Annotated in this window: 27 protein-coding genes; 18 read left to right on the forward strand and 9 right to left on the reverse strand. The window is 38.1% G+C overall.

Annotation, left to right across the window (positions count from 1 at the left end):
- The first annotated feature begins 34 nt into the window (after positions 1-34).
- The 14 genes from V7127_RS15940 (at position 35) to rpsI (ending at position 9,351) form a co-directional block, all read left to right on the forward strand.
- Complete coding sequence (locus tag V7127_RS15940) at positions 35-685, forward strand: adenylate kinase (RefSeq protein ID WP_335343886.1); 651 nt, start codon at positions 35-37, stop codon at positions 683-685.
- Positions 685-1,431, forward strand: coding sequence for a type I methionyl aminopeptidase (map, locus tag V7127_RS15945; protein WP_335343887.1), 747 nt, complete (start codon positions 685-687; stop codon positions 1,429-1,431). The genes V7127_RS15940 and map overlap by 1 nt, the downstream gene beginning before the upstream one ends.
- A 320-nt stretch (positions 1,432-1,751) precedes the next feature.
- Entirely contained in the window at positions 1,752-1,970 is a 219-nt protein-coding gene (infA, locus tag V7127_RS15950; RefSeq protein WP_009336604.1) for a translation initiation factor IF-1, read from the forward strand.
- Positions 1,971-2,005: 35 nt separating this feature from the next.
- Positions 2,006-2,119 carry a 50S ribosomal protein L36 gene (rpmJ, locus tag V7127_RS15955; protein ID WP_000868344.1) on the forward strand — a complete coding sequence of 38 codons (114 nt, stop codon included), beginning with the start codon at positions 2,006-2,008 and terminating at the stop codon, positions 2,117-2,119.
- Between the two features lie 21 nt (positions 2,120-2,140).
- Positions 2,141-2,506: a 30S ribosomal protein S13 gene (rpsM, locus tag V7127_RS15960; protein WP_066301463.1), complete on the forward strand. Its 366-nt coding sequence runs from the start codon at positions 2,141-2,143 to the stop codon at positions 2,504-2,506.
- A gap of 21 nt (positions 2,507-2,527) precedes the next feature.
- Positions 2,528-2,917, forward strand: a complete 390-nt coding sequence (gene rpsK / locus V7127_RS15965; protein ID WP_151537137.1) for a 30S ribosomal protein S11 — start codon at positions 2,528-2,530, stop codon at positions 2,915-2,917.
- Between the two features lie 173 nt (positions 2,918-3,090).
- Positions 3,091-4,035 carry a DNA-directed RNA polymerase subunit alpha gene (locus V7127_RS15970; protein ID WP_066301462.1) on the forward strand — a complete coding sequence of 315 codons (945 nt, stop codon included), beginning with the start codon at positions 3,091-3,093 and terminating at the stop codon, positions 4,033-4,035.
- A 77-nt stretch (positions 4,036-4,112) separates the two neighbouring features.
- Entirely contained in the window at positions 4,113-4,475 is a 363-nt protein-coding gene (rplQ, locus tag V7127_RS15975) for a 50S ribosomal protein L17 (protein WP_221845911.1), read from the forward strand.
- A 552-nt stretch (positions 4,476-5,027) separates the two neighbouring features.
- A complete protein-coding gene (locus tag V7127_RS15980; protein ID WP_335487593.1) occupies positions 5,028-5,870 on the forward strand; it encodes an energy-coupling factor ABC transporter ATP-binding protein in 843 nt (280 codons plus the stop codon).
- Positions 5,846-6,715 carry an energy-coupling factor ABC transporter ATP-binding protein gene (locus tag V7127_RS15985; RefSeq protein WP_335487596.1) on the forward strand — a complete coding sequence of 290 codons (870 nt, stop codon included), beginning with the start codon at positions 5,846-5,848 and terminating at the stop codon, positions 6,713-6,715. The genes V7127_RS15980 and V7127_RS15985 overlap by 25 nt, the downstream gene beginning before the upstream one ends.
- Positions 6,712-7,509, forward strand: a complete 798-nt coding sequence (locus tag V7127_RS15990) for an energy-coupling factor transporter transmembrane component T family protein (protein ID WP_335487599.1) — start codon at positions 6,712-6,714, stop codon at positions 7,507-7,509. The genes V7127_RS15985 and V7127_RS15990 overlap by 4 nt, the downstream gene beginning before the upstream one ends.
- A gap of 12 nt (positions 7,510-7,521) precedes the next feature.
- Positions 7,522-8,259 carry a tRNA pseudouridine(38-40) synthase TruA gene (truA, locus tag V7127_RS15995; protein ID WP_335487642.1) on the forward strand — a complete coding sequence of 246 codons (738 nt, stop codon included), beginning with the start codon at positions 7,522-7,524 and terminating at the stop codon, positions 8,257-8,259.
- 240 nt (positions 8,260-8,499) lie between these two features.
- Positions 8,500-8,937, forward strand: coding sequence for a 50S ribosomal protein L13 (gene rplM / locus V7127_RS16000; RefSeq protein ID WP_335343902.1), 438 nt, complete (start codon positions 8,500-8,502; stop codon positions 8,935-8,937).
- A gap of 21 nt (positions 8,938-8,958) precedes the next feature.
- Positions 8,959-9,351, forward strand: coding sequence for a 30S ribosomal protein S9 (rpsI, locus tag V7127_RS16005; protein WP_066301440.1), 393 nt, complete (start codon positions 8,959-8,961; stop codon positions 9,349-9,351).
- Positions 9,352-9,935: 584 nt separating this feature from the next.
- Here rpsI and V7127_RS16010 read toward each other — a convergent pair.
- From V7127_RS16010 to aepX, 8 genes are all read right to left on the reverse strand, one after another.
- Positions 9,936-10,523: a cadmium resistance transporter gene (locus tag V7127_RS16010; RefSeq protein ID WP_335487602.1), complete on the reverse strand. Its 588-nt coding sequence runs from the start codon at positions 10,521-10,523 to the stop codon at positions 9,936-9,938.
- Between the two features lie 177 nt (positions 10,524-10,700).
- Entirely contained in the window at positions 10,701-11,261 is a 561-nt protein-coding gene (locus V7127_RS16015) for a manganese efflux pump MntP (RefSeq protein ID WP_335343894.1), read from the reverse strand.
- 682 nt (positions 11,262-11,943) lie between these two features.
- Positions 11,944-12,510 (reverse strand): hypothetical protein, encoded by a 567-nt coding sequence (locus tag V7127_RS16020; RefSeq protein ID WP_335487605.1) that lies wholly within the window; start codon positions 12,508-12,510, stop codon positions 11,944-11,946.
- Between the two features lie 633 nt (positions 12,511-13,143).
- Positions 13,144-13,674 carry a methylated-DNA--[protein]-cysteine S-methyltransferase gene (locus tag V7127_RS16025; RefSeq protein WP_335487608.1) on the reverse strand — a complete coding sequence of 177 codons (531 nt, stop codon included), beginning with the start codon at positions 13,672-13,674 and terminating at the stop codon, positions 13,144-13,146.
- Position 13,675: 1 nt separating this feature from the next.
- Positions 13,676-14,290 (reverse strand): bifunctional transcriptional activator/DNA repair enzyme AdaA, encoded by a 615-nt coding sequence (locus tag V7127_RS16030; protein WP_335487611.1) that lies wholly within the window; start codon positions 14,288-14,290, stop codon positions 13,676-13,678.
- A gap of 499 nt (positions 14,291-14,789) precedes the next feature.
- Positions 14,790-15,920, reverse strand: coding sequence for a 2-aminoethylphosphonate aminotransferase (locus V7127_RS16035; RefSeq protein ID WP_438824014.1), 1,131 nt, complete (start codon positions 15,918-15,920; stop codon positions 14,790-14,792).
- Between the two features lie 71 nt (positions 15,921-15,991).
- A complete protein-coding gene (aepY, locus tag V7127_RS16040; protein WP_335487614.1) occupies positions 15,992-17,119 on the reverse strand; it encodes a phosphonopyruvate decarboxylase in 1,128 nt (375 codons plus the stop codon).
- A 4-nt stretch (positions 17,120-17,123) separates the two neighbouring features.
- The gene (gene aepX / locus V7127_RS16045; protein ID WP_335487617.1) at positions 17,124-18,026 is read right to left on the reverse strand and encodes a phosphoenolpyruvate mutase; all 903 of its coding nucleotides are present in this window, start codon (positions 18,024-18,026) and stop codon (positions 17,124-17,126) included.
- 169 nt (positions 18,027-18,195) lie between these two features.
- On the opposite strand from aepX, the gene V7127_RS16050 reads away from it, so the two are divergent.
- The gene (locus V7127_RS16050) at positions 18,196-18,309 is read left to right on the forward strand and encodes a helix-turn-helix domain-containing protein (RefSeq protein WP_335343899.1); all 114 of its coding nucleotides are present in this window, start codon (positions 18,196-18,198) and stop codon (positions 18,307-18,309) included.
- Positions 18,310-18,434: 125 nt separating this feature from the next.
- Here V7127_RS16050 and V7127_RS16055 read toward each other — a convergent pair whose 3' ends face one another.
- Positions 18,435-19,421 (reverse strand): polysaccharide deacetylase family protein, encoded by a 987-nt coding sequence (locus tag V7127_RS16055; protein ID WP_335343900.1) that lies wholly within the window; start codon positions 19,419-19,421, stop codon positions 18,435-18,437.
- A gap of 128 nt (positions 19,422-19,549) precedes the next feature.
- Between V7127_RS16055 and V7127_RS16060 the strand changes: the two genes are divergently transcribed.
- The 3 genes from V7127_RS16060 to V7127_RS16070 all read left to right on the forward strand — a co-directional run bounded on the left by V7127_RS16060 (position 19,550) and on the right by V7127_RS16070 (position 22,800).
- Positions 19,550-19,993, forward strand: a complete 444-nt coding sequence (locus V7127_RS16060; protein ID WP_335343901.1) for a YbaK family protein — start codon at positions 19,550-19,552, stop codon at positions 19,991-19,993.
- 359 nt (positions 19,994-20,352) lie between these two features.
- Positions 20,353-21,729, forward strand: a complete 1,377-nt coding sequence (locus tag V7127_RS16065; protein WP_335487620.1) for a sigma-54 interaction domain-containing protein — start codon at positions 20,353-20,355, stop codon at positions 21,727-21,729.
- Between the two features lie 72 nt (positions 21,730-21,801).
- A complete protein-coding gene (locus V7127_RS16070) occupies positions 21,802-22,800 on the forward strand; it encodes an ABC transporter substrate-binding protein (RefSeq protein ID WP_335487623.1) in 999 nt (332 codons plus the stop codon).
- Positions 22,801-22,875: the final 75 nt, after the last annotated feature.

Consider the following 22,875-nt stretch of genomic DNA (forward strand, 5'->3'; position numbering starts at 1 on the left):
CCCTAAAAGCCAATCAGATTTAGGGGGATTTCACATGAACCTAGTATTAATGGGGCTCCCTGGTGCCGGAAAAGGTACACAAGCAGAAAAGATTGTCGCTAAATACGGCATCCCTCATATCTCTACTGGAGATATGTTCCGTGCAGCCATTAAGGATGAAACGGAACTTGGCCTTCAGGCGAAATCATTCATGGACAAAGGCGAACTTGTTCCTGATGAGGTTACTATTGGTATTGTCCGCGAAAGATTATCCAAGGATGACTGCCAGAATGGCTTCCTGCTCGATGGCTTTCCTAGAACTGTTGCTCAAGCAGAAGCATTAGAAAACATCCTTGTGGGATTAAATAAACAGATTAACTACGTGATTAATATTGATGTTGATAATAGTATTCTTATGGATCGCCTAACTGGCCGTCGCATCTGTAAAGATTGCGGTGCTACTTATCATCTTGTTTTCAATCCTCCTGCAAAAGAGGGAGTATGCGATCGCTGCGACGGAGAGCTGTATCAGCGTGCTGATGATAATGAGGATACTGTGAAGAATCGCTTAGATGTTAATATTAAGCAAACAAAACCACTGCTCGATTTTTATGAAACAAAAGGCTATTTGCGCAATATTGATGGGCAGCAGGAAATAGATAAAGTATTTTCTGATGTAGATCAATTACTCGAGGGCTTGCAATAATGATCATTTGCAAAACACCGCGTGAAATTGAAATCATGCGCGAGGCTGGAAAAATTGTAGCACTTACTCATGAAGAACTGAAAAAACATATTGCACCCGGCATTACAACTTTAGAGCTAGATGCAATTGCAGAAAAGTTTATTCGAAAACATGATGCAATACCATCCTTTAAAGGTTATAATGGCTTTCGCGGCAGCGTTTGTGCTTCAGTTAACAATGAGCTTGTCCATGGCATTCCTAGTAATCGGGTATTAAAGAATGGCGATATTATTAGCGTTGATATCGGTGCCAAATATAACGGTTATCATGGTGATTCAGCTTGGACGTATCCGGTAGGTTCAATTGATAAGGAGACTCAGACACTTCTTGATGTGACCGAGGAATCTTTATATAAGGGCCTTATGGAAGCAAAACCAGGTGTACGTCTGTCGAACATCTCACATGCGATTCAAACGTATGCGGAATCATTTGGTTTTTCCATTGTACGTGAGTATGTGGGTCATGGAATCGGGCAAGACTTACATGAGGATCCGCAAATTCCTCATTATGGTCCCCCAGATAAGGGCCCGCGTTTAAAACCAGGAATGGTTCTTTGTATTGAACCCATGGTGAATGCAGGAAGCCGATATGTGAAAACGTTAGAAGACAATTGGACAGTTGTAACGGTTGACGGAAAAATGTGTGCCCATTTTGAGCATACAATTGCGATCACCGACACAGGCTATGAGATTCTTACCAAAGTTTAAGCCAGGTTGTAATCTCGCAGTCCATGCAATTTGTTCTACTTTTAGTCAAACCGTATTGGTTCTTTGCGGACTTGATGCTATCGATGTGATATAATATTAAGGTTGTTGTATGGCCGATAATTTTTTAAGACTGATGATGATTTTTTAATCTTCATCTTAAGAATAAACCAGACTGCATCTGTAATTTCATTGATCATGCATCTCCAGAAGTTCAGGAAGATTACAAGAATCCGGTTGTGTAATGGATGCAATACACTTTGACTATTATGTTAAAGTGAAGAAATGAATTCGTATATATTTGAAAAAGGGGGACTTGTTCGATGGCGAAAGACGATGTAATTGAAATAGAAGGTACTGTTGTTGACACTTTGCCAAATGCCATGTTTAAAGTAGAATTAGAGAATGGTCATACTGTACTAGCTCATGTTTCTGGAAAAATTCGTATGCACTTCATTCGAATTCTGCCAGGAGATAAGGTAACAGTTGAGCTTTCTCCATATGACTTAACACGCGGAAGAATCACTTATCGTTTTAAATAACCACTGCACTCCGTACTACTAAGGAGGTTAGGATAATGAAAGTAAGACCATCAGTTAAGCCAATCTGCGAAAAGTGTAAAGTTATCCGCAGACGTGGCAAAGTTATGGTTATCTGTGAAAACCCTAAACATAAACAAAAACAAGGCTAAAAACAAGGAGGTGCGCAAAGAATGGCACGTATTGCTGGTGTAGATATTCCACGTGAAAAACGTGTAGTAATCTCATTAACTTACATCTATGGGATTGGTAAAGAAACAGCTAAGAAAGTTTTATCAGAGGCTGGTGTTTCTGAAGATACTCGTGTTCGTGATTTAACAGAAGACGAATTAAATAAAATCCGTGAAGTCATCGATAAATTAAAAGTTGAAGGTGACCTTCGTCGTGAAGTATCACTTAACATCAAGCGTTTAATGGAAATCGGCTGCTACCGCGGTCTTCGTCACCGTCGTGGTTTACCTGTTCGTGGACAAAATACTAAGAACAATGCTCGTACACGCAAAGGTCCTCGTAAGACTGTAGCGAACAAGAAGAAATAATCAGTAAAGGAGGTACTTTAAATGGCACGTAAAACTAATACACGCAAACGCCGTGTGAAAAAGAATATTGAACAAGGTGTTGCTCACATTCGTTCTACTTTCAATAACACAATTGTAACTATTACAGACGCTCATGGGAATGCACTTTCATGGTCAAGCGCTGGCGCATTAGGGTTTAAAGGTTCTCGTAAATCTACTCCTTTCGCAGCTCAAATGGCAGCAGAAACTGCAGCGAAGTCTTCTATGGAGCATGGAATGAAAACTCTAGAAGTAACTGTTAAAGGACCTGGTGCAGGCCGTGAAGCTGCAATTCGTGCACTTCAAGCTGCTGGTTTAGAAGTTACTGCAATTAGAGACGTAACTCCAGTTCCTCATAATGGATGCCGTCCACCAAAACGTCGCCGCGTTTAATTTTTCTGTATAAATTTTGTATCCTTGTCTATAATGGGATATGATGGAAAATTTTCTTGCTTTTATACAGACTATTATTCAAGTTGTTGTGCGCAAAACGGGAACGTATACATGGGGAATTTCGGTTATGAATATAGCCGGGGTTTCGACGTTTTGAAGGAGGGTGTATTTTCATGATCGAAATAGAAAAACCAAAAATCGAAACGGTTGAGATCAGCGATGATGCCAAGTACGGGAAGTTCGTTGTAGAGCCACTTGAGCGTGGATATGGTACAACTTTGGGTAACTCCTTACGTCGTATCCTTTTATCCTCACTTCCTGGTGCCGCAGTTACATCAATTCAAATTGATGGGGTACTTCATGAGTTCTCAACAATTGAAGGCGTCGTAGAAGATGTAACATCTATTATTTTGAACATCAAAAAGCTTGCACTTAAGATCTACTCTGATGAAGAGAAGACGCTTGAGCTTGATGTACAGGGTGAAGGTGCTGTTAAGGCCGCTGATATTACTCATGACAGTGATGTTGAAATTCTAAATCCAGATCTTCACATCGCGACTTTAGGAACAAATGGTCATTTGCGTATGCGTTTAACTGCTAAGCGCGGACGTGGATATACGCCGGCTGTCCAAAATAAAAGAGAAGATCAGCCGATTGGCGTCATACCAATTGATTCAATCTATACACCAGTTTCGCGTGTTTCTTTCCAAGTAGAAAATACACGCGTAGGCCAAATGACTAACTACGATAAGTTAACATTTGACGTTTGGACTGACGGAAGTACTGGTCCTCAAGATGCGGTTGCACTTGGTGCTAAGGTTTTAACCGAGCATTTAAATATCTTCGTTGGTTTAACTGATGAAGCTCAAAATGCTGAAATTATGGTTGAAAAAGAAGAAGATCAAAAAGAAAAAGTACTTGAGATGACAATCGAAGAACTAGATTTATCTGTTCGTTCATATAACTGTTTAAAACGTGCTGGTATCAATACCGTTCAAGAGTTAGCTAATAAAACGGAAGAAGATATGATGAAGGTTCGTAACTTAGGCAGAAAGTCTCTTGAGGAAGTTAAACACAAACTAGAAGAGCTTGGATTAGGCCTACGAAAAGATGATTGATAAGCTAGACGCTTTGAAGCATTTTCAAGTAGCTACAATAGCTTAAAGAATCACTTCAACAAAGGAGGGAAACTTTCATGGGATACAGAAAGTTAGGACGTACTAGCTCTCAACGTAAAGCTATGTTACGTGACTTAGCAACAGACTTAATCATCAACGAGCGTATTGAAACAACTGAAGCTCGTGCGAAAGAACTTCGTTCAGTTGTTGAGAAATTGATCACTCTTGGAAAACGTGGCGATTTACATGCTCGTCGTCAAGCAGCTGCATATGTGCGCAACGAGGTAGCTAACGCTGAAACGAATCAAGATGCTGTACAAAAATTATTCAGCGATATCGCTTCTCGCTTTGAAGAGCGCCAAGGTGGATATACTCGTATTATGAAGCTTGGACCTCGTCGTGGAGACGGAGCACCAATGGTCATCATCGAGTTAGTATAATTTTTTAACAAAAAGGGGCGAGAGACAGTTTGTTCAGAAACTTGTTCATTGCCCCTTTTTTGTAAAATGACCTTCTGCCTAATTGTGGCATCCGAGGAATTTAAGTAAAAAGTGAGTGTTACGATGAGCGTACTTATATGCGTTGGCTAAGTGATCTATTTTTCATATATCACTTGTATGACTCGTCTAGCTCTTGCACCTTTCCGAGTTTTTTAGTTTGCGTATAACAGGTGGGGCCTGTTTTTTTCGGAAAGGTGCAGACTTTTTAAATAAAGTAAAATGACAACTGTTGTATGGGCTTTTAATAGGGAGACAGCTTTGGCATTTTATACAGCTCAGATAACAGATATAAGTTTAGAAATTATTGTTTCCTTTGTGAGGGAAGTGTAAATTCTGAAATATTGTTATCAGCATTATATATCCACTGTCATACTATTGAGGCTCGCCAATTGTGGCGGGTTTTTTAATAGTTAAAAGTCTATTTCGGTGTTGATTGTCTGGCAGTACAGTTTAGAATAGAGAGAGAAGAGTGAGATGAGGGGAGGAACAACTATGAGCAAGAAACCGTTAGTCCAGCTTGAAAATGTCTCATTTCAATATGATATTCAGGCTCCGTATGCTCTTCATGATGTATCTTTTGAGATCTATGAAGGGGAATGGCTTGCAATTGTAGGCCATAATGGTTCTGGTAAATCCACGTTAGCGAAGCTATTAAATGGCTTGCAGTACTCACAGGAAGGTTCCATTACTGTGAATGGGATCCCATTAACTGAAGAGACGGTTTGGGATACTCGAAAAATTATTGGAATGGTCTTTCAAAACCCAGATAATCAGTTTGTTGGGACGACTGTTCAGGATGATGTGGCTTTTGGTTTAGAAAATAACGGAATTGCTAGAGATGAAATGATAGAAAGAGTTCATAGCTCATTGGAAAAAGTGAAAATGGCGCAATTTCTTGATCAAGAGCCGCACCATCTATCAGGTGGTCAGAAACAAAGGGTGGCTATTGCAGGTGTCATTGCTCTTAGGCCTTCCATTATTATTTTAGATGAAGCAACATCCATGCTGGATCCAAGGGGCAGGGAAGAGGTTCTAGAAACGGTTAGGGAGTTAAAAGAAACTCATAATATGACCGTCATTTCCATTACCCATGACTTAGAAGAGGCAGCAAAAGCTGATCGAATTATTGTGATGAACAAAGGCAAGCTGTACAAAGAGGGAACACCAGGGGAAATTTTCCAAATGGATGAAGAGCTGGTGAAACTTGGTTTAGATATTCCTTTTCCAGTCAAAATGAGTAAGCTATTAAAGGAACAAGGAATCTCCTTATCAAGGCATTTTTTATCTGAAGAAGAGTTGGTGACTGAGCTATGGACATCTCACTGCAAAAAGTAGAATATCGCTATCAGGTAAATACCCCTTTTGAACATTTAGCCATAAAGGATGTCTCCATTGATATTCCGTCTGGAACGTTTCTGGCGATAATTGGGCATACAGGCTCCGGTAAATCTACTGTCCTTCAGCACTTAAATGCACTGCTAAGACCAACCGCAGGAAAAGTCTTGATTGGCGAGAAAGAAATTACTTCAGAAAAAAAGCAAAAAAATCTAAGAGAAGTTCGGCAAAAGGTTGGCATTGTCTTTCAGTTTCCGGAGCATCAATTGTTTGAAGAAACGGTTGAGAAGGATATTTGCTTTGGGCCAATGAATTTCGGCGTTTCCGAGGAGGAAGCGAAGAAAAGGGCTAGAATTGCCATCAAGCAAGTAGGGCTTGCAGACGAAATTCTCGAAAAGTCCCCGTTTGACTTATCTGGCGGGCAAATGCGCAGGGTTGCGATTGCTGGAGTACTGGCGATGGAGCCGGATGTGATCGTCCTGGACGAGCCTACTGCAGGCCTTGATCCAAGAGGGCGGAAGGAAATAATGGATATGTTCCACGCGCTTCATCAGGAAAGAAACCTATCAACCATTTTAGTCACTCATAGTATGGAGGATGCTTCCAGATATGCAGATCAAATTGTGATTATGCATAAGGGAGAAGTGTACAAAAAAGGAACTCCTGAAGAGATTTTTTCAATGCCTGAAGGTTTAATTGAGCTTGGATTAGATGTGCCAGAGGTTGTCCGTTTCCAGCAAAAAATTGAAAAGGCATTCCAAATAAAATTTCCAAAAACTTGCTTATCGGTTGAGAAGCTAACAGAGGAAATAGCTGCTGTCATAAAGAGGGGTGACCAAAAATGATGGAGAAAATGATTTTTGGCCGCTACGTACCAGCTCAGTCTGTTATTCATCGAATGGATCCACGATCCAAGCTTATAGTGATTTTTCTATTTGTATGTATCGTTTTTATTGCAAACAACAGTTTAACTTATGGGGCATTATTAATTTATACTTTTTTAATGGTGTCAATGTCTAAAGTTCCTTTGCGATTCATTCTTTCAGGTCTGAAGCCTGTTCTTTGGCTCGTGCTTTTTACATTGCTCTTGCATTTGTTTTTGACAAAGGACGGGAAAATTCTATTTCAAGCAGGCTGGTTTACCATTTATGAAGAGGGATTAAGGATGGGACTCTTTATTTCCATGCGTTTCTTCCTGCTGATCTTAATGACGTCCATCCTGACGTTAACAACGACACCGATTGAAATTACAGATGGTCTTGAAAGTCTGCTGCACCCTTTAAATAAAATTAAGTTTCCAGTTCATGAGCTTGCTCTCATGATGTCCATCTCTTTAAGATTTATTCCAACCTTGATGCAGGAGACAGATAAAATTATGAAGGCGCAGACAGCAAGAGGGGTAGATTTTACAAGCGGACCGATTAAAGACAGGGTAAAGTCGATTATTCCTCTTCTCATTCCGCTATTTGTCAGTTCCTTTAAACGGGCTGAGGAGCTTGCCACAGCCATGGAAGCAAGGGGATACCGCGGCGGTGAGGGAAGAACAAAATACAGGCAGCTCAGCTGGAGCTTGACAGATTCAGCAATGATTATTCTGCTTGGAATTTTGACCATTGTTTTATTCTTATTAAGAACATAATGGGGCTTTATGATGAAAAGATTTAAATGTCTAGTAGCCTATGATGGAACTTTATTCTCTGGCTATCAGGTCCAGCCGAATAAGCGGACTGTACAAAGAGAACTGGAAAATGCCTTGAAAAAAATTCATAAAGGGGCAGACATAAAGGTTAGTGCCTCTGGGAGAACGGATGCAGGCGTCCATGCAAAGGGACAGGTTATTCATTTTGACTCTGAGTTAAATATTCCGCTGCCAAAGTGGGATATTGCGCTTAATTCTCTTTTACCTGATGATGTTGTCGTTTTGAGCACGGAAGAAGCTGAAGGCGGATTCCATGCCCGATTTGATGCAAAGGGGAAGGAATATCGGTATGTTATGAGCCTTTCCACAAAGAGAGATCCTTTTAGCCGAAATTATGCCTTTCAGTATCCTTATCCATTGAATATTTCAGCAATGAAGGAAGCGGCAGCTTATTTAATGGGGACTCATGATTTTACGAGCTTCTGCTCTGCCAAGACGGAGGTAGAGGATAAAGTCAGGGAATTAAAGGAAATTGTTCTGATTGAGGGCCAAGGCTCTCTTGAGTTTCGATTTGTTGGCAACGGTTTTTTGTATAATATGGTCAGGATATTAGTTGGCACTCTTTTAGAGGTCGGAGCTGGAGAAAGAAGCCCGAATTCCATGGCAGACATTTTGGAAAAGAGGGATCGATCCTTCGCGGGAAGAACAGCTCCTGCTCAAGGGCTTTATTTGTGGAAGGTATTTTATTAAAGACAAATATTTTTCCAAAAACCAGTATGATCCACTCGGTCGCGTTGTGAAGCAGATTTTATGATAAAAATATTTCAAAACAACTAAACCTGGTGTAACATTTTATTGACAATAGCTGTATAAAAGTGTATCATAGCAAAGGTATTGTTATTAAAACCACGATAAGCCCCGGAACTTATTGTGTCTAAGATAAATGAAACCAATGAAATTATGAAGATGGAATTTTTAGGAGGGAAAATGATGCGTACAACGTTTATGGCGAATGCAAACAATATCGAACGTAAATGGTACGTGATTGATGCAGAAGGCAAAACTCTAGGTCGTCTTGCTAGTGAAGTTGCGTCAATCCTACGTGGTAAACATAAACCAACTTTTACACCACATGTTGATACTGGTGATCATGTAATTATTCTAAATGCAGCTAAGATTGAATTAACTGGTAATAAATTAAATGACAAAATTTACTACCGTCACACAAATCACCCAGGTGGTTTAAAACAAAGAACTGCTAACGAAATGCGTACGAACTTTCCTGAGAGAATGTTAGAGCTTGCTATTAAAGGCATGCTTCCAAAGAACACTCTTGGCCGTCAAATGTTCAAGAAATTACACGTATATGCTGGCGCTGAACATAAGCACCAAGCACAACAACCTGAAGTTTACGAACTTCGTGGATAATTTATAGGGGAGGTTATTAACTTGGCACAGGTTCAATATATTGGTACTGGTCGTCGTAAGAGCTCCGTTGCACGAGTTCGTTTAGTTCCAGGCGACGGTAAAATTATTATCAACGGTCGTGAAATTACAGATTATATCCCATTTGCAGCATTACGCGCAGTTGTAAACCAACCGCTAGCAGCTACTGAAACTCAAGGCAGCTATGACGTTCATGTAAATGTAAATGGTGGAGGTTACACTGGTCAAGCTGGCGCAATCCGCCACGGTATCGCTCGTGCGTTACTTCAAGCTGATCCAGAATACCGTCCAACACTAAAAGCTGCTGGACTATTAACTCGTGACGCTCGTATGAAAGAACGTAAAAAATACGGTCTTAAAGGCGCACGTCGTGCACCTCAGTTCTCAAAACGTTAATCTTACGTTTCCAAGGCTCTCAAGCTTATTGCTTGAGGGTCTTTTTTATGCCTAAAAGTGCTTTTGACCACGAAAATATTTTTTGGCCGCTTTTGATCACCAATTACAGCTCAATAAACTGCTGGAATTTTGATGCGGTTTGCTTTTTAAGAGTGTTAGTTACATGGGTTATATATATTCATTGTCAATTGAAGATCGGCGTGTCCTAGCCGCTCTTGTACTTCTTTAATACTCGCACAGCTTCAAATAATAAGGAGCATGAGTATGGCGTAAACGATGTATAGTTATGGGATGGAGACTGTGTTTCGTAATTAGAATATTTTGCCTTCATTAAGATAGGCTAAGCGTAATGGTGTTCTATCGCCCTTTGTAAAACAAGATTATTTCCACCATTTATTATTCCATTAGCAAAAACCTCTTCAATTTGACTTATACGCCACTTTTTAAGCAAAGCTAGGGTTTTATTATCCAAACTAATTAAACGCTTAGAATCCTTTGTTTTTGGTGTCTGAACAAGATTTACTTGTTACAATGTTTTAGAAATAAAAAACCAGTCATTTTTTCGACTGGTAATTAATTGATAATTAGAAATTACTAAAAAGGTAATGGAAGGTATCGTGTTTAATCAAAATAAAAGTACCTAATCCTATTAAAACGAAGGGAACAATAATGTGCCCATTACGTTCTAAAGTCTGAGCTATTAACGGTTGGTGTACGAGGACATTACCTAAATAACACAATACTGCTACAAGTGCTAAAAAGATAACTATAATAAGAATAATATTCCATAAACTATTGGTTGAGAAGAACGGAATATAAAGACCTATATTATCAACACCATTAGCAAATGTGACTGTGGTAATCTTTAATAACCAAACAAATTGACTAGAATTATCTTTCCTCATTTGGTACAAAGATACCAATGATTGTATTCCAATATAGATAGGAATTAATCCAAGTATACCTATCCATGCTTTAGGAATGAGTAAAGCTCCAAATGCTCCAATTAAACTTATGGTAAGAAGCAGAATATAGCCCAAGTATTGTCCCGCCACAATAAATCGTTTCTGTTCTGTTGTCTTTGCTTGTGAGAACCAAGTCATCAAAAGGAAAATGTCATCAATGTTTGTTGCTACAAAAAAAACGATAGTTGAAAAAATAAGAGTTAACATACTCTACAACTTTATCCTTTCAGTAATTGTCGTTTAATTATTAAATGCTTAAAAATGAACTGCAAGCCTTTACTTCCTCTAATCAAAGAAAAGGCACTAACTAGAAGTTGGTAAAAATAAGGTGTTATGTTCTAAATTAGCTTGAGAGTGATCTAAAGGGGAAGTTTCAACTAAAGCTTAAAATAATTGCTTAAATCCGATAATCATGAAAATAAACCCAGCAATAAGTGGAGAGTAATTACCTAAGATTTTTGAGAAAACTTTATTTCCAACAGAATTTCCAAACCAAATGGCAATATAACCCCAAACAGTAATACTAAATATCACGGACCAAATAACGGAATTATAGGCAACCGTTGCCCCAAGTCCGCTAGCAATGTTTGTGATTGAAAGTGTAAAACCTAGGAAAACACCCTGTCGAATATTAGGCTTTTGTATCTTTATCTCACTTTTTTTTCTATAAACAAACCAATCATTATAAATGGTGAATAATCCGATGCTGAACAATATACAAAAAGATACTAGTCCAGTTTCTTTTTGTGAAATAAATTGTGAAATAACATAGCCTAAGAATACCCCAATGATTGTAAAAAAGAATCCAATAACATTAATGATCAGGTTGAACCAATAAGGTATTTTAAAATTTTTAAGCCCATAGGCAATTCCAACACCTGCATTATCTATATTTGTACTTATTCCAATCAAATTTACAATTAAGAAAGAACTGAACCATTCCACCCTTATTCATTTTCCTCCTTTCTAATTGAATGGAAAAGGGGATTAATTAAACCTCTAAAAGAAGCACATAGCATGTCCTTATACATATGCTATGTAAGCGGGATTTAATACGTGTCCCCGTATATTTGGAATGCTAAAAAAGAAATCTTACACAAAAACATAAATTTGTGTTCGAGTCTTTTGGTGTTCTGGAATCTTTATAAAATCGGTAAATGGTTTTAATTTTCTCGACGAAGAAAAAATGCATGAGGAATATCATAATTTTAACGGGTTCTATTATGGGCGCTCATCGTGCACCTCAGTTCTCAAAACGTTAATATTACTCTCAACCGATTGGTTGGGAGTTTTTTTGTATTGATGTATAAATTGACCCGTGATAAGGGGAAATGGTTGTTCTCGGTATAAGAAAAGAGGTTTCATCACCCGTAGAAGGGAGAAAGAGCTATTCTTGGTAAAAGAGAAGGGGTTTCATTCCCCGCAGAAGGGGGAAAGAGCTGTTCTTGGTAAAAGAAAAGAAGTTCCATTGCCCATGTAAGGGAAAAATCGTTGTCCGTGGTAATAGAACTTCAATTCAAATGCCTGAAAAAGCAAAAGGGTACTTATAGTTACTAAATATTAGAACTTAACACTTGAAAAAATTCAAAAGTAAATACCCACGAAATACGTTATAATGCATGGCAATTCACACAAAATATCTTTGCTTTCTAGATCCAACAGATTTAAAGTTTTGCAATAGAATCCTTCTAATCGTCTTTTTAGATTTAACTACTTTACAACATTCATGAACATAACTAGTAGTAATTCTTTTATCCGGAAAAAGAAGCCTAAATTCATTAATATTACGTAGAACTGCAGAGTCAAGATCCTCTGCAAACCCGCATTGATCACATACAATTTTCATTTCTTCAACAGAAATCTCAAAAGAATGACAGGTTGCACAAGGAATCCCCTTTTGCAGTTGATCATATTCATAAAATGGTACCCGGGTATACGGAGATTTAGCCTGATGCAACGAGATTAAAAGGTCAGCAAGCTTCTTATGCTGATTATGAAGCTTTGAAGGTGTCTCATTTAATTTTTTTAGGAAACGATTAAGCTGTGTTGGTAAAATTATTGAAGTATTTAAGGGGGCTTGATATAAGGTGAATTCGGGGTTTACAAAGATGACATATCCTTCAATAGGTAGATTAATTCCATGATTTTTAAGTAGAGAACGGAGTAATAATCTACTGCGTTTTAACTGATCCAATGGATTCGAAATTTCATTGTTTGATAAAATCCCGCGGAATTCTTCTGAATCGTATTGATANNTAGAAAAATTATATTTTGAGAAATGATTAAGGTATCGATTTGAAATACAGAGCGGTTAAACTCAAGGCATAAATCATTTACAATATATATATTACATTGAAGTTTTACTGTTAATTGATCAAAAAGTACTTCACCTTGATAACCTTTTTCAAGGTTTAAATAATGCCTTTTATCCTGTGCAGTTAAATTCATTCGTGTATTTAAAGATCTAAGAATTCCTAATTCATTTGACACAACACGTGCCTTTACATGCATGATTTCATTTCATCTCCTATTTGTATACTTTATAAAATTTAAGATTTAGTTTGTCCACTTAAATCGGTCAGGACAGGTAAAAAGGAAATAGAATGTTGTTGGATGGGGATTATTTTCAGCGGGGTTCCTTCAGAAAAAGACAGAGTAAACTAGAATCTGTATTTATTGTAGCACAGCGTGTTGTATTGTTCACGGTTCTTCAATAATGATTATCAATATAAGATGATTTCTTCAAAAAACAACAATATAAAAAAATCCCCTTTCCGAAAAAGGGGTTTGTCTACATTCGCTTCCAATCATTGTATAGTAGGTTTATTTATTGCTGGATATAACCCTGTCTTTCCAGTTCCAAAAGCTTTGTCTTCATTTCTAATCCACCACGATAGCCCGTTAACGCTCCGTTTTTTCCTACTACACGATGACAGGGAACAGTGATTAAAACGGGATTAGCTCCGATGGCTGTCCCTACAGCACGAACTGCAGCTGGTTTATTAATATCGTTTGCTATTTCAGAGTAGGACTTTGTCTGTCCATACGGAATCTTGCAAAGTGCATTCCAGACTGCCATCTGGAATGGTGTCCCATTGTAATCAAAGGGGACTGTAAAGGTTTGCCGTTTTCCGTCAAGATACTCGATGATTTCAATCGCAAAAGGTTCGAGCTTTTCTCCAACTTCAACAAGAGGACTTCCAGGAAAGCGTTTCTTAGCCCATTCAGACAATTCCTCGAATGGTTTGTTCTGTGAACCAACAAACACAAGCCCCTTAGATGTCGAAGCGATAAAAAAATTCCAATGCTTATATTTTAGCAAAGACCAATAAAGTGTCGGTTTTTTCTCTGATCTCAATTTAAATTTCCTCCGTTTTCTTCATTGACCGATGTAATTCACGATATTGTGCAGGTGTTTGTCCGGTTTTCTTTTTAAATAGAGTAATAAAATAGGGCGTGTTAGGCATTCCTGCACATATAGAGATATCTGCAATCGCATTATTTGTTTGAATCAGGTACTCTTTAGCTGCTTTTATTCTAACCAGCTGGATATACTCAACTGGCGTGACACCTGTTATCTTTTTAAACGTTCGATGCAAATGATAGGGACTTCCGTGAGTTATATTTGCTAATGTTTCTAGAGTTAATTTTTCAATGAAATTTTTATCAATGTATTCAGTGATAAGAGCAACCCACTCACTATCAGGCAATTTCTCATTAGTAGGCTTGCAACGTTTACAAGGGCGGAAATTTGCTTGGAGAGCTTGTTCTGCGTCTTGAAAAATACGTACATTTTCCTTTTTCGGAACGCGAGATTTACATGACGGTTTACAGAAGATCCCTGTGGTCTTTACAGCATAGAAAAATTGATTATTATACGAGGTATCATTGTTAATAATTGCTTGCCACATTTCATCTGTCATCATTTCATAATCATGATTTATTTGAGATCCATTATTGACACTGTCCGTCATTTATCTCACCTCTCCTTACATTATACACCCTATTAATTCAGTACGTAGGGGGACTGAGATAAAATAGCAAGATAGTGAAATTTAAAGCATGAATCTAATGAAACGTGATATCTACTAATTAAATTTTTGCCAATCCCTATGGGTTTTCCTAATTGTCTGAAACATGGTTTTATCCTCTAATTTATAAAAATGAGAAATTGACGAGATAAAAATGGCCATATTTGGATTATTGGAGGGAATTTACATATAGCCTGCCAGACTATCGGCTGCAATTAAGGAAACACGATCAATTTCAGAAAGTAAGGAATTAATTTTTGCAGATGAAGAAGCGGGATTTTTGAATAGCTTTTTCAACATGGAGCATCGTCCCGCCACTTAGTTCACATAATCCCATAAATTACTTTCGGAAAATTCATACGTTTCAGGCGGATGGCTTTGTAAAGCTTTATTTTCAATCATAATTGAATATTTTTTCACTTGCTCTTACTAAGATATTCTATTATCCATCAATTCCATCTGTAGATTGGTACCCAATACTATGAAGATACTTCTCCAATAAAGTTAAAAAGATTTCAATATCATCGTTTGTAAGGTCACCGATGTTTGCTACTCTAAAAGAATTAAAATGGTTAAGCTTACCTGGATAGATCGTTATCCCGTTGGCATAAAAATAATCATGCATACTGTTGAAATCATACTTTTTACATGTAGGCTCAACTATCGCTGTAATAATTTTTGAATGATGGTCAGCAGGAACGAGATGTCTTAAGCCCAATCTAGAGAGGCCCGCGATGAGCGATTCCCAACACTTAGAATACCGTTCATATCTTTCTTTGACCCCTTCTTCTTTTACTTCTAAAATGGCTTGTTTTAGTGCATATATTGTCTGTACAGGTGGAGTAAAACGCATTTGGCCTGTCTCGGTGAAGTGTTTATGTTGAGCATAAAGATTTAAGTAATAATTGGATGGTTTTTCCAACTTCTCTTTCTCTAAATTGCTTTTTTTAGCTACTACAAATGAGACTCCTGCCATTCCTTGGAGATTTTTATTAGAGCTAGCTGCTAAATAACTAATATTCATACGATTCATTTGAATAGGGATAGCCGCAAAAGAACTCATTGCATCTACCATTAATTCAATCCCTTTTTCCTTGCAAATGGCACCTATCGATTCAATATCGTTTAATAATCCCGTTGTTGTTTCATTATGCACGACCGCAAGATAAGAAACAGTTCGTGGAAATGCTTGAATAAATGAATGTAATGAGTCTAGTTGAATGGGTTGGTCAGCTGCGCTTATAAATTCAACCCAATCTAGCTGATAAGCTTCTGCTATTTCACACATTCGTTTTCCATAGGCTCCGTTATTAATGATTACTATAACTCCATCGTTCATAACTGAACTCAAGATTGATTCTACTGCTGCAGTTCCAGAACCACCAAACAGTACAGTTGAATACTGCTCCGTATCTGCTACTAGACTTGTAAGTTCTGTGGATACGAAATTCATTATTTGACTGAATTCATCTTCGCGAGGACAAATATCAGGTACTACTTGTGCATATTTAACCGTATCCGTTGTAGTAGCAGGCCCGGGATTTAATAATATATTTCTTTTAACTTTCCGCATGATGCTCCTCCTTTTCATCACAAATGAATGGGAGCCCAATACCCGGGGAACCCATTGGTGGAAGTTTCACTTTATTTAATGAACCCTTGAAGGCGTGTTTTAACTTCACTAGGGGTAATTTTAGGGCGTCCTAAGTTTTGTTTTGATCCTTTTGCGATGTTTAAATAAAAAAACGTCAGTCCTTTTGTCTTTTTCCATTCTTGTATACCCATTTCAAGTTCGTGTAAGTTATGAATATAATATGATTTTTCATAACCGCAAGCGGCAGCGATATCGACCATGTTAACATTGTGAGAAACGGTATTTTGCCCTCCTGTTGAATCATGAGTTTGATTATCTAGGAGGATGTGCAGCATATTTTCAGGTTGATAATAACCATTTGTTGCTAAACTGCCCATTCGCATGAGAAGAGAACCATCTCCATCAATGACAATTACATCTAACTCTTTTTGCGTATAGGCTAAGCCTAACCCAAGGGAACTGACACAGCCCATGGAACCAACCATATATAGATTGTTGGCGGAATCCTCTAATTCGTAAAGCTCCCTGCCTGTTTTACCGGTTGTTGCAAGTTGAATGGTTTTCTCAACTTTGAACTGATTGATTATTTTTAACGTATTAAATCGGCTTGGTCGTTCATCAGAGGAGGTTTTTTCAATCTTTATTTTATTTTTATTTATAGACCTATCCTCTTTCTTCAACTTCTCACTTTCGAAAGTTCCTTTTTTCACTACAAAGAAGAAAGATTGATTTCGTTCAATCCATTTGTTAGCTTCTTCAACCTGTTTCATTGCCTCGCTAATATCAGGAGATAAGAATTGCCATTTTATTTGCATTAACTCTAATAATTGTGTCGTAATTTGTCCCATTAATTCATGCTGAGGCTCATCAGCTAAACCAGGTTCTCCCCGTAGACTAACAAACCCAAGTATAGGTATTTGAAAGGGGTAATTTAAGGAGGTCAATGGAGAAATACAATTAGTTAAGCCCGAGTTTTGCATTAAAACAACTGGTTTCCTTCCTCCTAAGAAAGCTCCCGAAGCAATGGCGATAGCATCACCTTCGTTAACGGCAGCAATATATTCACACTCATTAATGGAATAGTTGATAAGACTCTTTAAAAATGAACATGGGACGCCGCTGTAAAAGTCAAAGCCTAACCTTTTAAGCTCATTTCCAAATTTATTTGTGTTTAACATTCCATCACTCTGTTTCCGTCTGCGACTGGTTTGTAGTTGAAGGCAAATATTTCTTCTCTGCTCTTTGAAGCTCCTCGGCATTTTGAAGTCTAAAAATTTCTTTCACACTTACGATTGAATCCTCAACATGGATGAGACTTTCATCTTCTAGTATTTGTTTTGAGATCTTTTTCATAGCAGTGATTGAAGCTCTTAAATTATGGTTAGCCCAGATTACAGTGTTTATTCCTAATCTTCTGAATTCATCAGTTGGAGTTGTATAGTATTTTGTAGGAACAATTACAACTGGATGTCTCCCATTCCATTCTTTCATAAATGCTTCAACTTCTTTAATATCCGCCTTCTTGCTGTGCATAAGAATAGCATCGGCACCTGCCTGCCTGTAGGCTTCCGCACGTTTAAGAGCCTCTTCTAATCCCCAGCCTGCAATAAAAGCCTCAACTCTAGCTACAACCATAAAATCTTCATCTTCTTGGGCATCTTTCATTGCTTTGATTTTCCCGCAAAATTCATCAATCGACGCGAGGGGCTGGGCTTCTCCATTAATAAATGAGTTCGTTTTTGGAAAAAGCTTATCCTCGATGCAAACGCCAGCAATATCTAATTGTTCTAGTTTTCTAACTAACCTTCGAGCATTATTGAAATTTCCATATCCTGTATCACCGTCTAATAGAATGGGTATTGTAGTGGCATCACTCATAAATTCAAGTATATCTAATACTTGTGTCCAAGAAGCTTCATTATTATCTCTAACACCCATTGATGCTGAAATCGATAGTCCACTAGCCCAAATCCCTTTAAAACCTACTTCCTCTACAACCTTTGCGGAAAGAGCGTTATGGGCTTCCATTAAAAAACTAGGTTTTTGGGAATTTAGTAAATTTTTTAATTTAGTTGTTTTCCTCATGGTTTTCCCTCACTTTACTACGATACCAATCGTGTTGTCCTTTTAACATATGTATGAATAATGTAAATTGTTATCAGGCAAGGATAAATATAATAATATTGCCTACAACATCATGCATGTGATTAATGAATAGTGGAAATGGGAGTTAGTCAAGGGGATTATACTACCCATGAATCGAATAGACATTTCCTCTTGCCTTGGGACGACAGCTGATACAGTAAGCAGAAAACTCGCTGAATTTGAAGATATTGGTTGGATTAAGCAAATCGCACAGAGAGATTGAGGTTTGGGATTTAGATGGGTTACTGCTTGCTTTTGATTGTTTAAAGCCCTAGGGTCCCTCCACTTGTACCTATAACTAGAGGTTCCTAGGGCTTTACCTGCTTAATAGATATTTCGGCTTATTAACTAATCAACGCGCTTTTCGCTCATAAGCTCGCTCACGGTACCGAGTTTGTACCCTTTTGCTTTAATATTGGTTATCATGGTCTCCAATCCTTCGGCGGTAGGCTTTGTAGGATGCATGAGAACCATTGCTCCATTCTCTATCTTTGACACAACCCTTCTAACCATTTCGGAAGCAGGTGGTTTTCTCCAATCAACCGTATCGACTGTCCAGAGAATGGTTTTCATATTAAGCCGGTTAGCGACTTGAATGGTGACCTGATTAAAGCTTCCGCTTGGTGGAGCAAACCACACTGGAGTGATGCCGATGGTTTCTTTAATGACATCATTTGTCTTCTTTAACTCTTCCACAGTTTCTGCCTCAGATCGCTGCTGGAGATTTGGATGACTATAGGCGTGGTTGCCAATCTCATGACCGGCCTCCTTAATCAACTTGGCTAGATCGGGATTCTTTTTAACCCAACTTCCATCGAAAAAAAACGTTGCCTTTGTTTGATGTTTATTTAAAACATCCAGCATTCCAGGGATGTATTCATTTCCCCAGGCCACATTAATTAAAAAAGCAACCATAGGCTTCTCAGGATTACCCCTATAAATCGGTTGGGGCCCCAAACTTTCTAAATGGACATTTGGTGATATTTCCTTAAAAACGATATCGTTTTTATTAAAAACACCGCTTGCTTTCATCTTTTTATAACTAGCTTCAATGTCTACACTTAGCCCATTGTATCCGGGTATCGCTTTCCATATTCTATCTACTCTTGCATCAATTGGCTTAATATAATGCTGATCACTATACATTTCAATTTCTCTATAAAGTGAATTGTCCTCATTCATTTCCGAGGAAGTTGTGATTTCGACTCCATAATCAGACTTGGCGTTATATGGAATGATGAAGATCCCTAGCAATAAAACGAATATACTCAATAAAAAAAGCTTTCTTATCAATGCAAACCCTCCATATTTTTTTGATGGTATTAGGTTTCCCATTCACGAGAATTTAAATAGGATTAGCTAGGCCTAAGAAAATTCTGAGGCTTTTATTAAAAATTGGCAGTTGGCCTTTTTGTATGTCTCTCCTTGCATCGTTAAAGACTATTTATAAGAGGTGAGACAGCATGAATGTAATTACAACCTTTGTAGAAAAGAAAAGAGAAAAACAAATTAAATATGAAAAATCCGTTTTACGTGAAATTTCTATAAAAGCTCTAAAGGAAAAAGTGCAGCAGCATTTTGGTTCCTCACGATTTATGAACGGGCTGCTGATGAATAATGGAATAGAAGAAGCCTGCTATGATGTGGCCATTGAAGCCTACTTACTAGGAGCGCACTTTAGCCGGTTTGGATATTACGGTGAAAGCGCAGAGGATGTGAGATTCCGCTGCCGGCAAGAAGAAAAGCATTTAGTTGATACGTTATATCATTTCCTGCTGTATTGGGGACATGGAGAAGAAGGGGTATTGAGTGAATCCCTCTATTATTTATGCGAGCAATACGTTTTATACTGGTGGATGGAAGGTTTTGATAAAGGGGAAAAAAGACATAGATTAAGGCTTCATTAAAGATTGCTCCAAAGAATGAGAATTGCCAAGGATTATATAAATAGGTCTTCTAGATACTCCATATGACCACCGTTCACGAAACATTAATATTGTCGTTTCAATGACTCTCACCTAATTGGCTGAGGGTCTTTTATGTTTAAATAGCAGATTATCTCCCCGATTTTACATACTAGATTCGAAATTGGATATATAATCCTTAAATTACTGAAAAATCCTATACAATAATAAATAAATTATTCAAAATTGTATAAAAATATTTTATCATTTGGTATAACTAGAGAATAAGGTAATTTTGTTTGAAAATTATTCATTTTTAAATAATTTTTGAGTGAATAGTAACAGGAGAGGGGGAACTAGTTTTGTTAGAGGAAAATAAAGTTTGGAATGAAAATGAAGCAATTCTTCACTCTTTGCGAGATGACATTTTAGTAACGGATACCGATGGAATGATTTTAAAGGTTAGTGAAGCAACGGAAGCCATATACAATATGAAGTCAAATGAAATGGTTGGCCGGTCGGTTTATGACCTAGAAAAAGAGGGGGTGTTTACCCCACTTTTAACACCAATGGTTATTAAAGAAAAGAAGAAAATTACGTTTGTTCAAACAACCATGGAAGGGAAGAAGCTGCTTGTTACAGGCATTCCTGTATTTGACCCGAATAATAAGCTTGTTCGGATTGTTAGTTATTCTCATGATGTGACAGAACTGCTTAACATGAAGAAATACTTAACGGACATGGAGGACGAAATGGAGAGAGTGAAGGGGGAGCTCGAAATCCTTCGCAATCTTCATTACACAGACGGCATGATTGCCACATGTGACGAAATGAAAAAGGTTCTTCACCTAGCCTTACAGGTGGCTGAAATTGATGTAAATGTGCTGCTTCTTGGTGAATCAGGAGTGGGTAAATCTCACATTGCTAACTTTATTCATAAAAAGAGTAATCGAAACAAAGGGCCCTTTATTGAAGTGAATTGCGGTGCGATCCCAGAGTCGCTTTTTGAGGCAGAGTTTTTCGGGTATGAATCAGGTGCTTTCACTGGCGCAAATACGAAAGGAAAGGTAGGGCTGGCTGAGCTTGCTAATGGTGGAACGCTGTTTTTAGATGAGATAGGCGAGCTGTCACTAGCCAATCAAGTAAAAATACTCAAGTTCATCCAAGAGAAGCAGTTTTACCGAGTTGGCGGCACGAAAATGCGAACCGCAGATTTTAGAATGCTAGCTGCCACTAATCGAAATTTGGAGGAAGCTGTGGAAGCCGGAACGTTTAGAAAGGACCTTTTCTTCCGGTTAAATGTTGTTCCAATTACAATTCCACCTTTAAGGAAGCGTCCGACCGATATTATTCCCTTAATTGATTATTTTCTTAAGTTTTTTTCGGAAAAGTATAATCGTCCCCGAAGTCTGGATGAAGGCGTTATTCATGTATTGTTGTCCCATGAATGGAGAGGAAATGTACGAGAGTTGATTAATTTAATGGAAAGGCTTGTGGTCACTTCATCTAAACACCTGATTGAAATGGAAAACCTCCCTCATCATTACAGAAAATCAGTCTCAGATGTTCCTTCCTTTGATGACAGAAATCAGACACTTACCGAGATTCTGGAGAATGTGGAAAAGCAAGTACTTATCAATGCAAGGCAACGTTATAAAACAACAACGCAAATGGCTAAGGTGTTAGGCATAAGTCAGCCATCTATCGTTAGGAAAATCAGAAAGTATGGAATCAAATAAAAGTGGCACAATTCTTGCAAAGTAATTTAGTAGAAAAACATGTAATTTTCAAAAAAAGAGGGGGAAGATTTGATGAAGAAATGGTTGATGATTGTATGTTCATTTATGCTGCTACTCGCATTAGCAGCCTGTGGAAAAGAAGAAGCAGCGAATAAGGCTGGTGGTGAAAAGTCCTCGCAGCCGTTAAGAGTAACCCTTCCGACTTGGACAGGATATGGACCGCTATTTTTGGCAAAAGAAAAGGGCTTTTTTGAAAAAAACGGTGTAAATGTTGAGCTTTCAATTATTGAAGGATTAGGCGAACGGAAACAAGCACTAGCAGGCGGAAAAATTGATGGCATGGCAACGGCATTAGATGTGCAAGTAACATTAGCGGCTGCAGATATACCTGTACGAGTGGTATGGCTACTGGATGATTCATATGGCGGGGATGGAATTCTTGTTAAAAATGACATTCAAGACGTGAAAGACTTAAAAGGCAAACAAGTAGCATTTGAAGTTGGTTCCACAAGCCACATGCTTGCTTTAACAGCGCTGAAGCAAGGGGGATTAACGGAAAGTGATATTGAAGTCGTGCAAATGTCAGCTGGGGATGCTGGTGCAGCGTTTGCGGCGGGCAAAGTTGATGCAGCTATTACGTGGGAGCCTTGGTTAACAAAAGGGGCAGAAGCGAACGGAAAAGTCTTGTTAACGACTAAAGATCTGCCGGGTATTATCGTTGATACTATTAGCTTTAAAGAGGATATTATTAAAAACCGTCCAGAAGATGTAAAGGCTTTTGTTAAGGCAATGGGAGAAGCAATGGATTATTGGAAAGAGAATAAAAAAGAAGCAAATGAAATTATGGCGAAAGGCTTGAACATTGATGTTGCAGAATTCGAAGCAACGGAAACAGGCTTGAAATTCATGACAAAAGAAGATAATGAAAAACTATTTGGCTCAGAAAGCAGCAAAGGGTCCATCTATCAATCAACAGAGAATGCCATCAAGTTTTATTTAGAGCAAAAATTGATTGATAAAGAGCCGAAAGCAGAAGACGTCCTTAACGGAAGCTTTGTATCGAATCAATAAACTTAAAAAAAGAATGAAGAGGCATAACTTAGTACCTCTTCATTCACTCAAATAGATCGATAGACAGGGGGATAT

This window comes from Bacillus sp. JJ1773, assembly GCF_036962035.1.
Taxonomy (GTDB): domain Bacteria; phylum Bacillota; class Bacilli; order Bacillales; family Cytobacillaceae; genus Cytobacillus.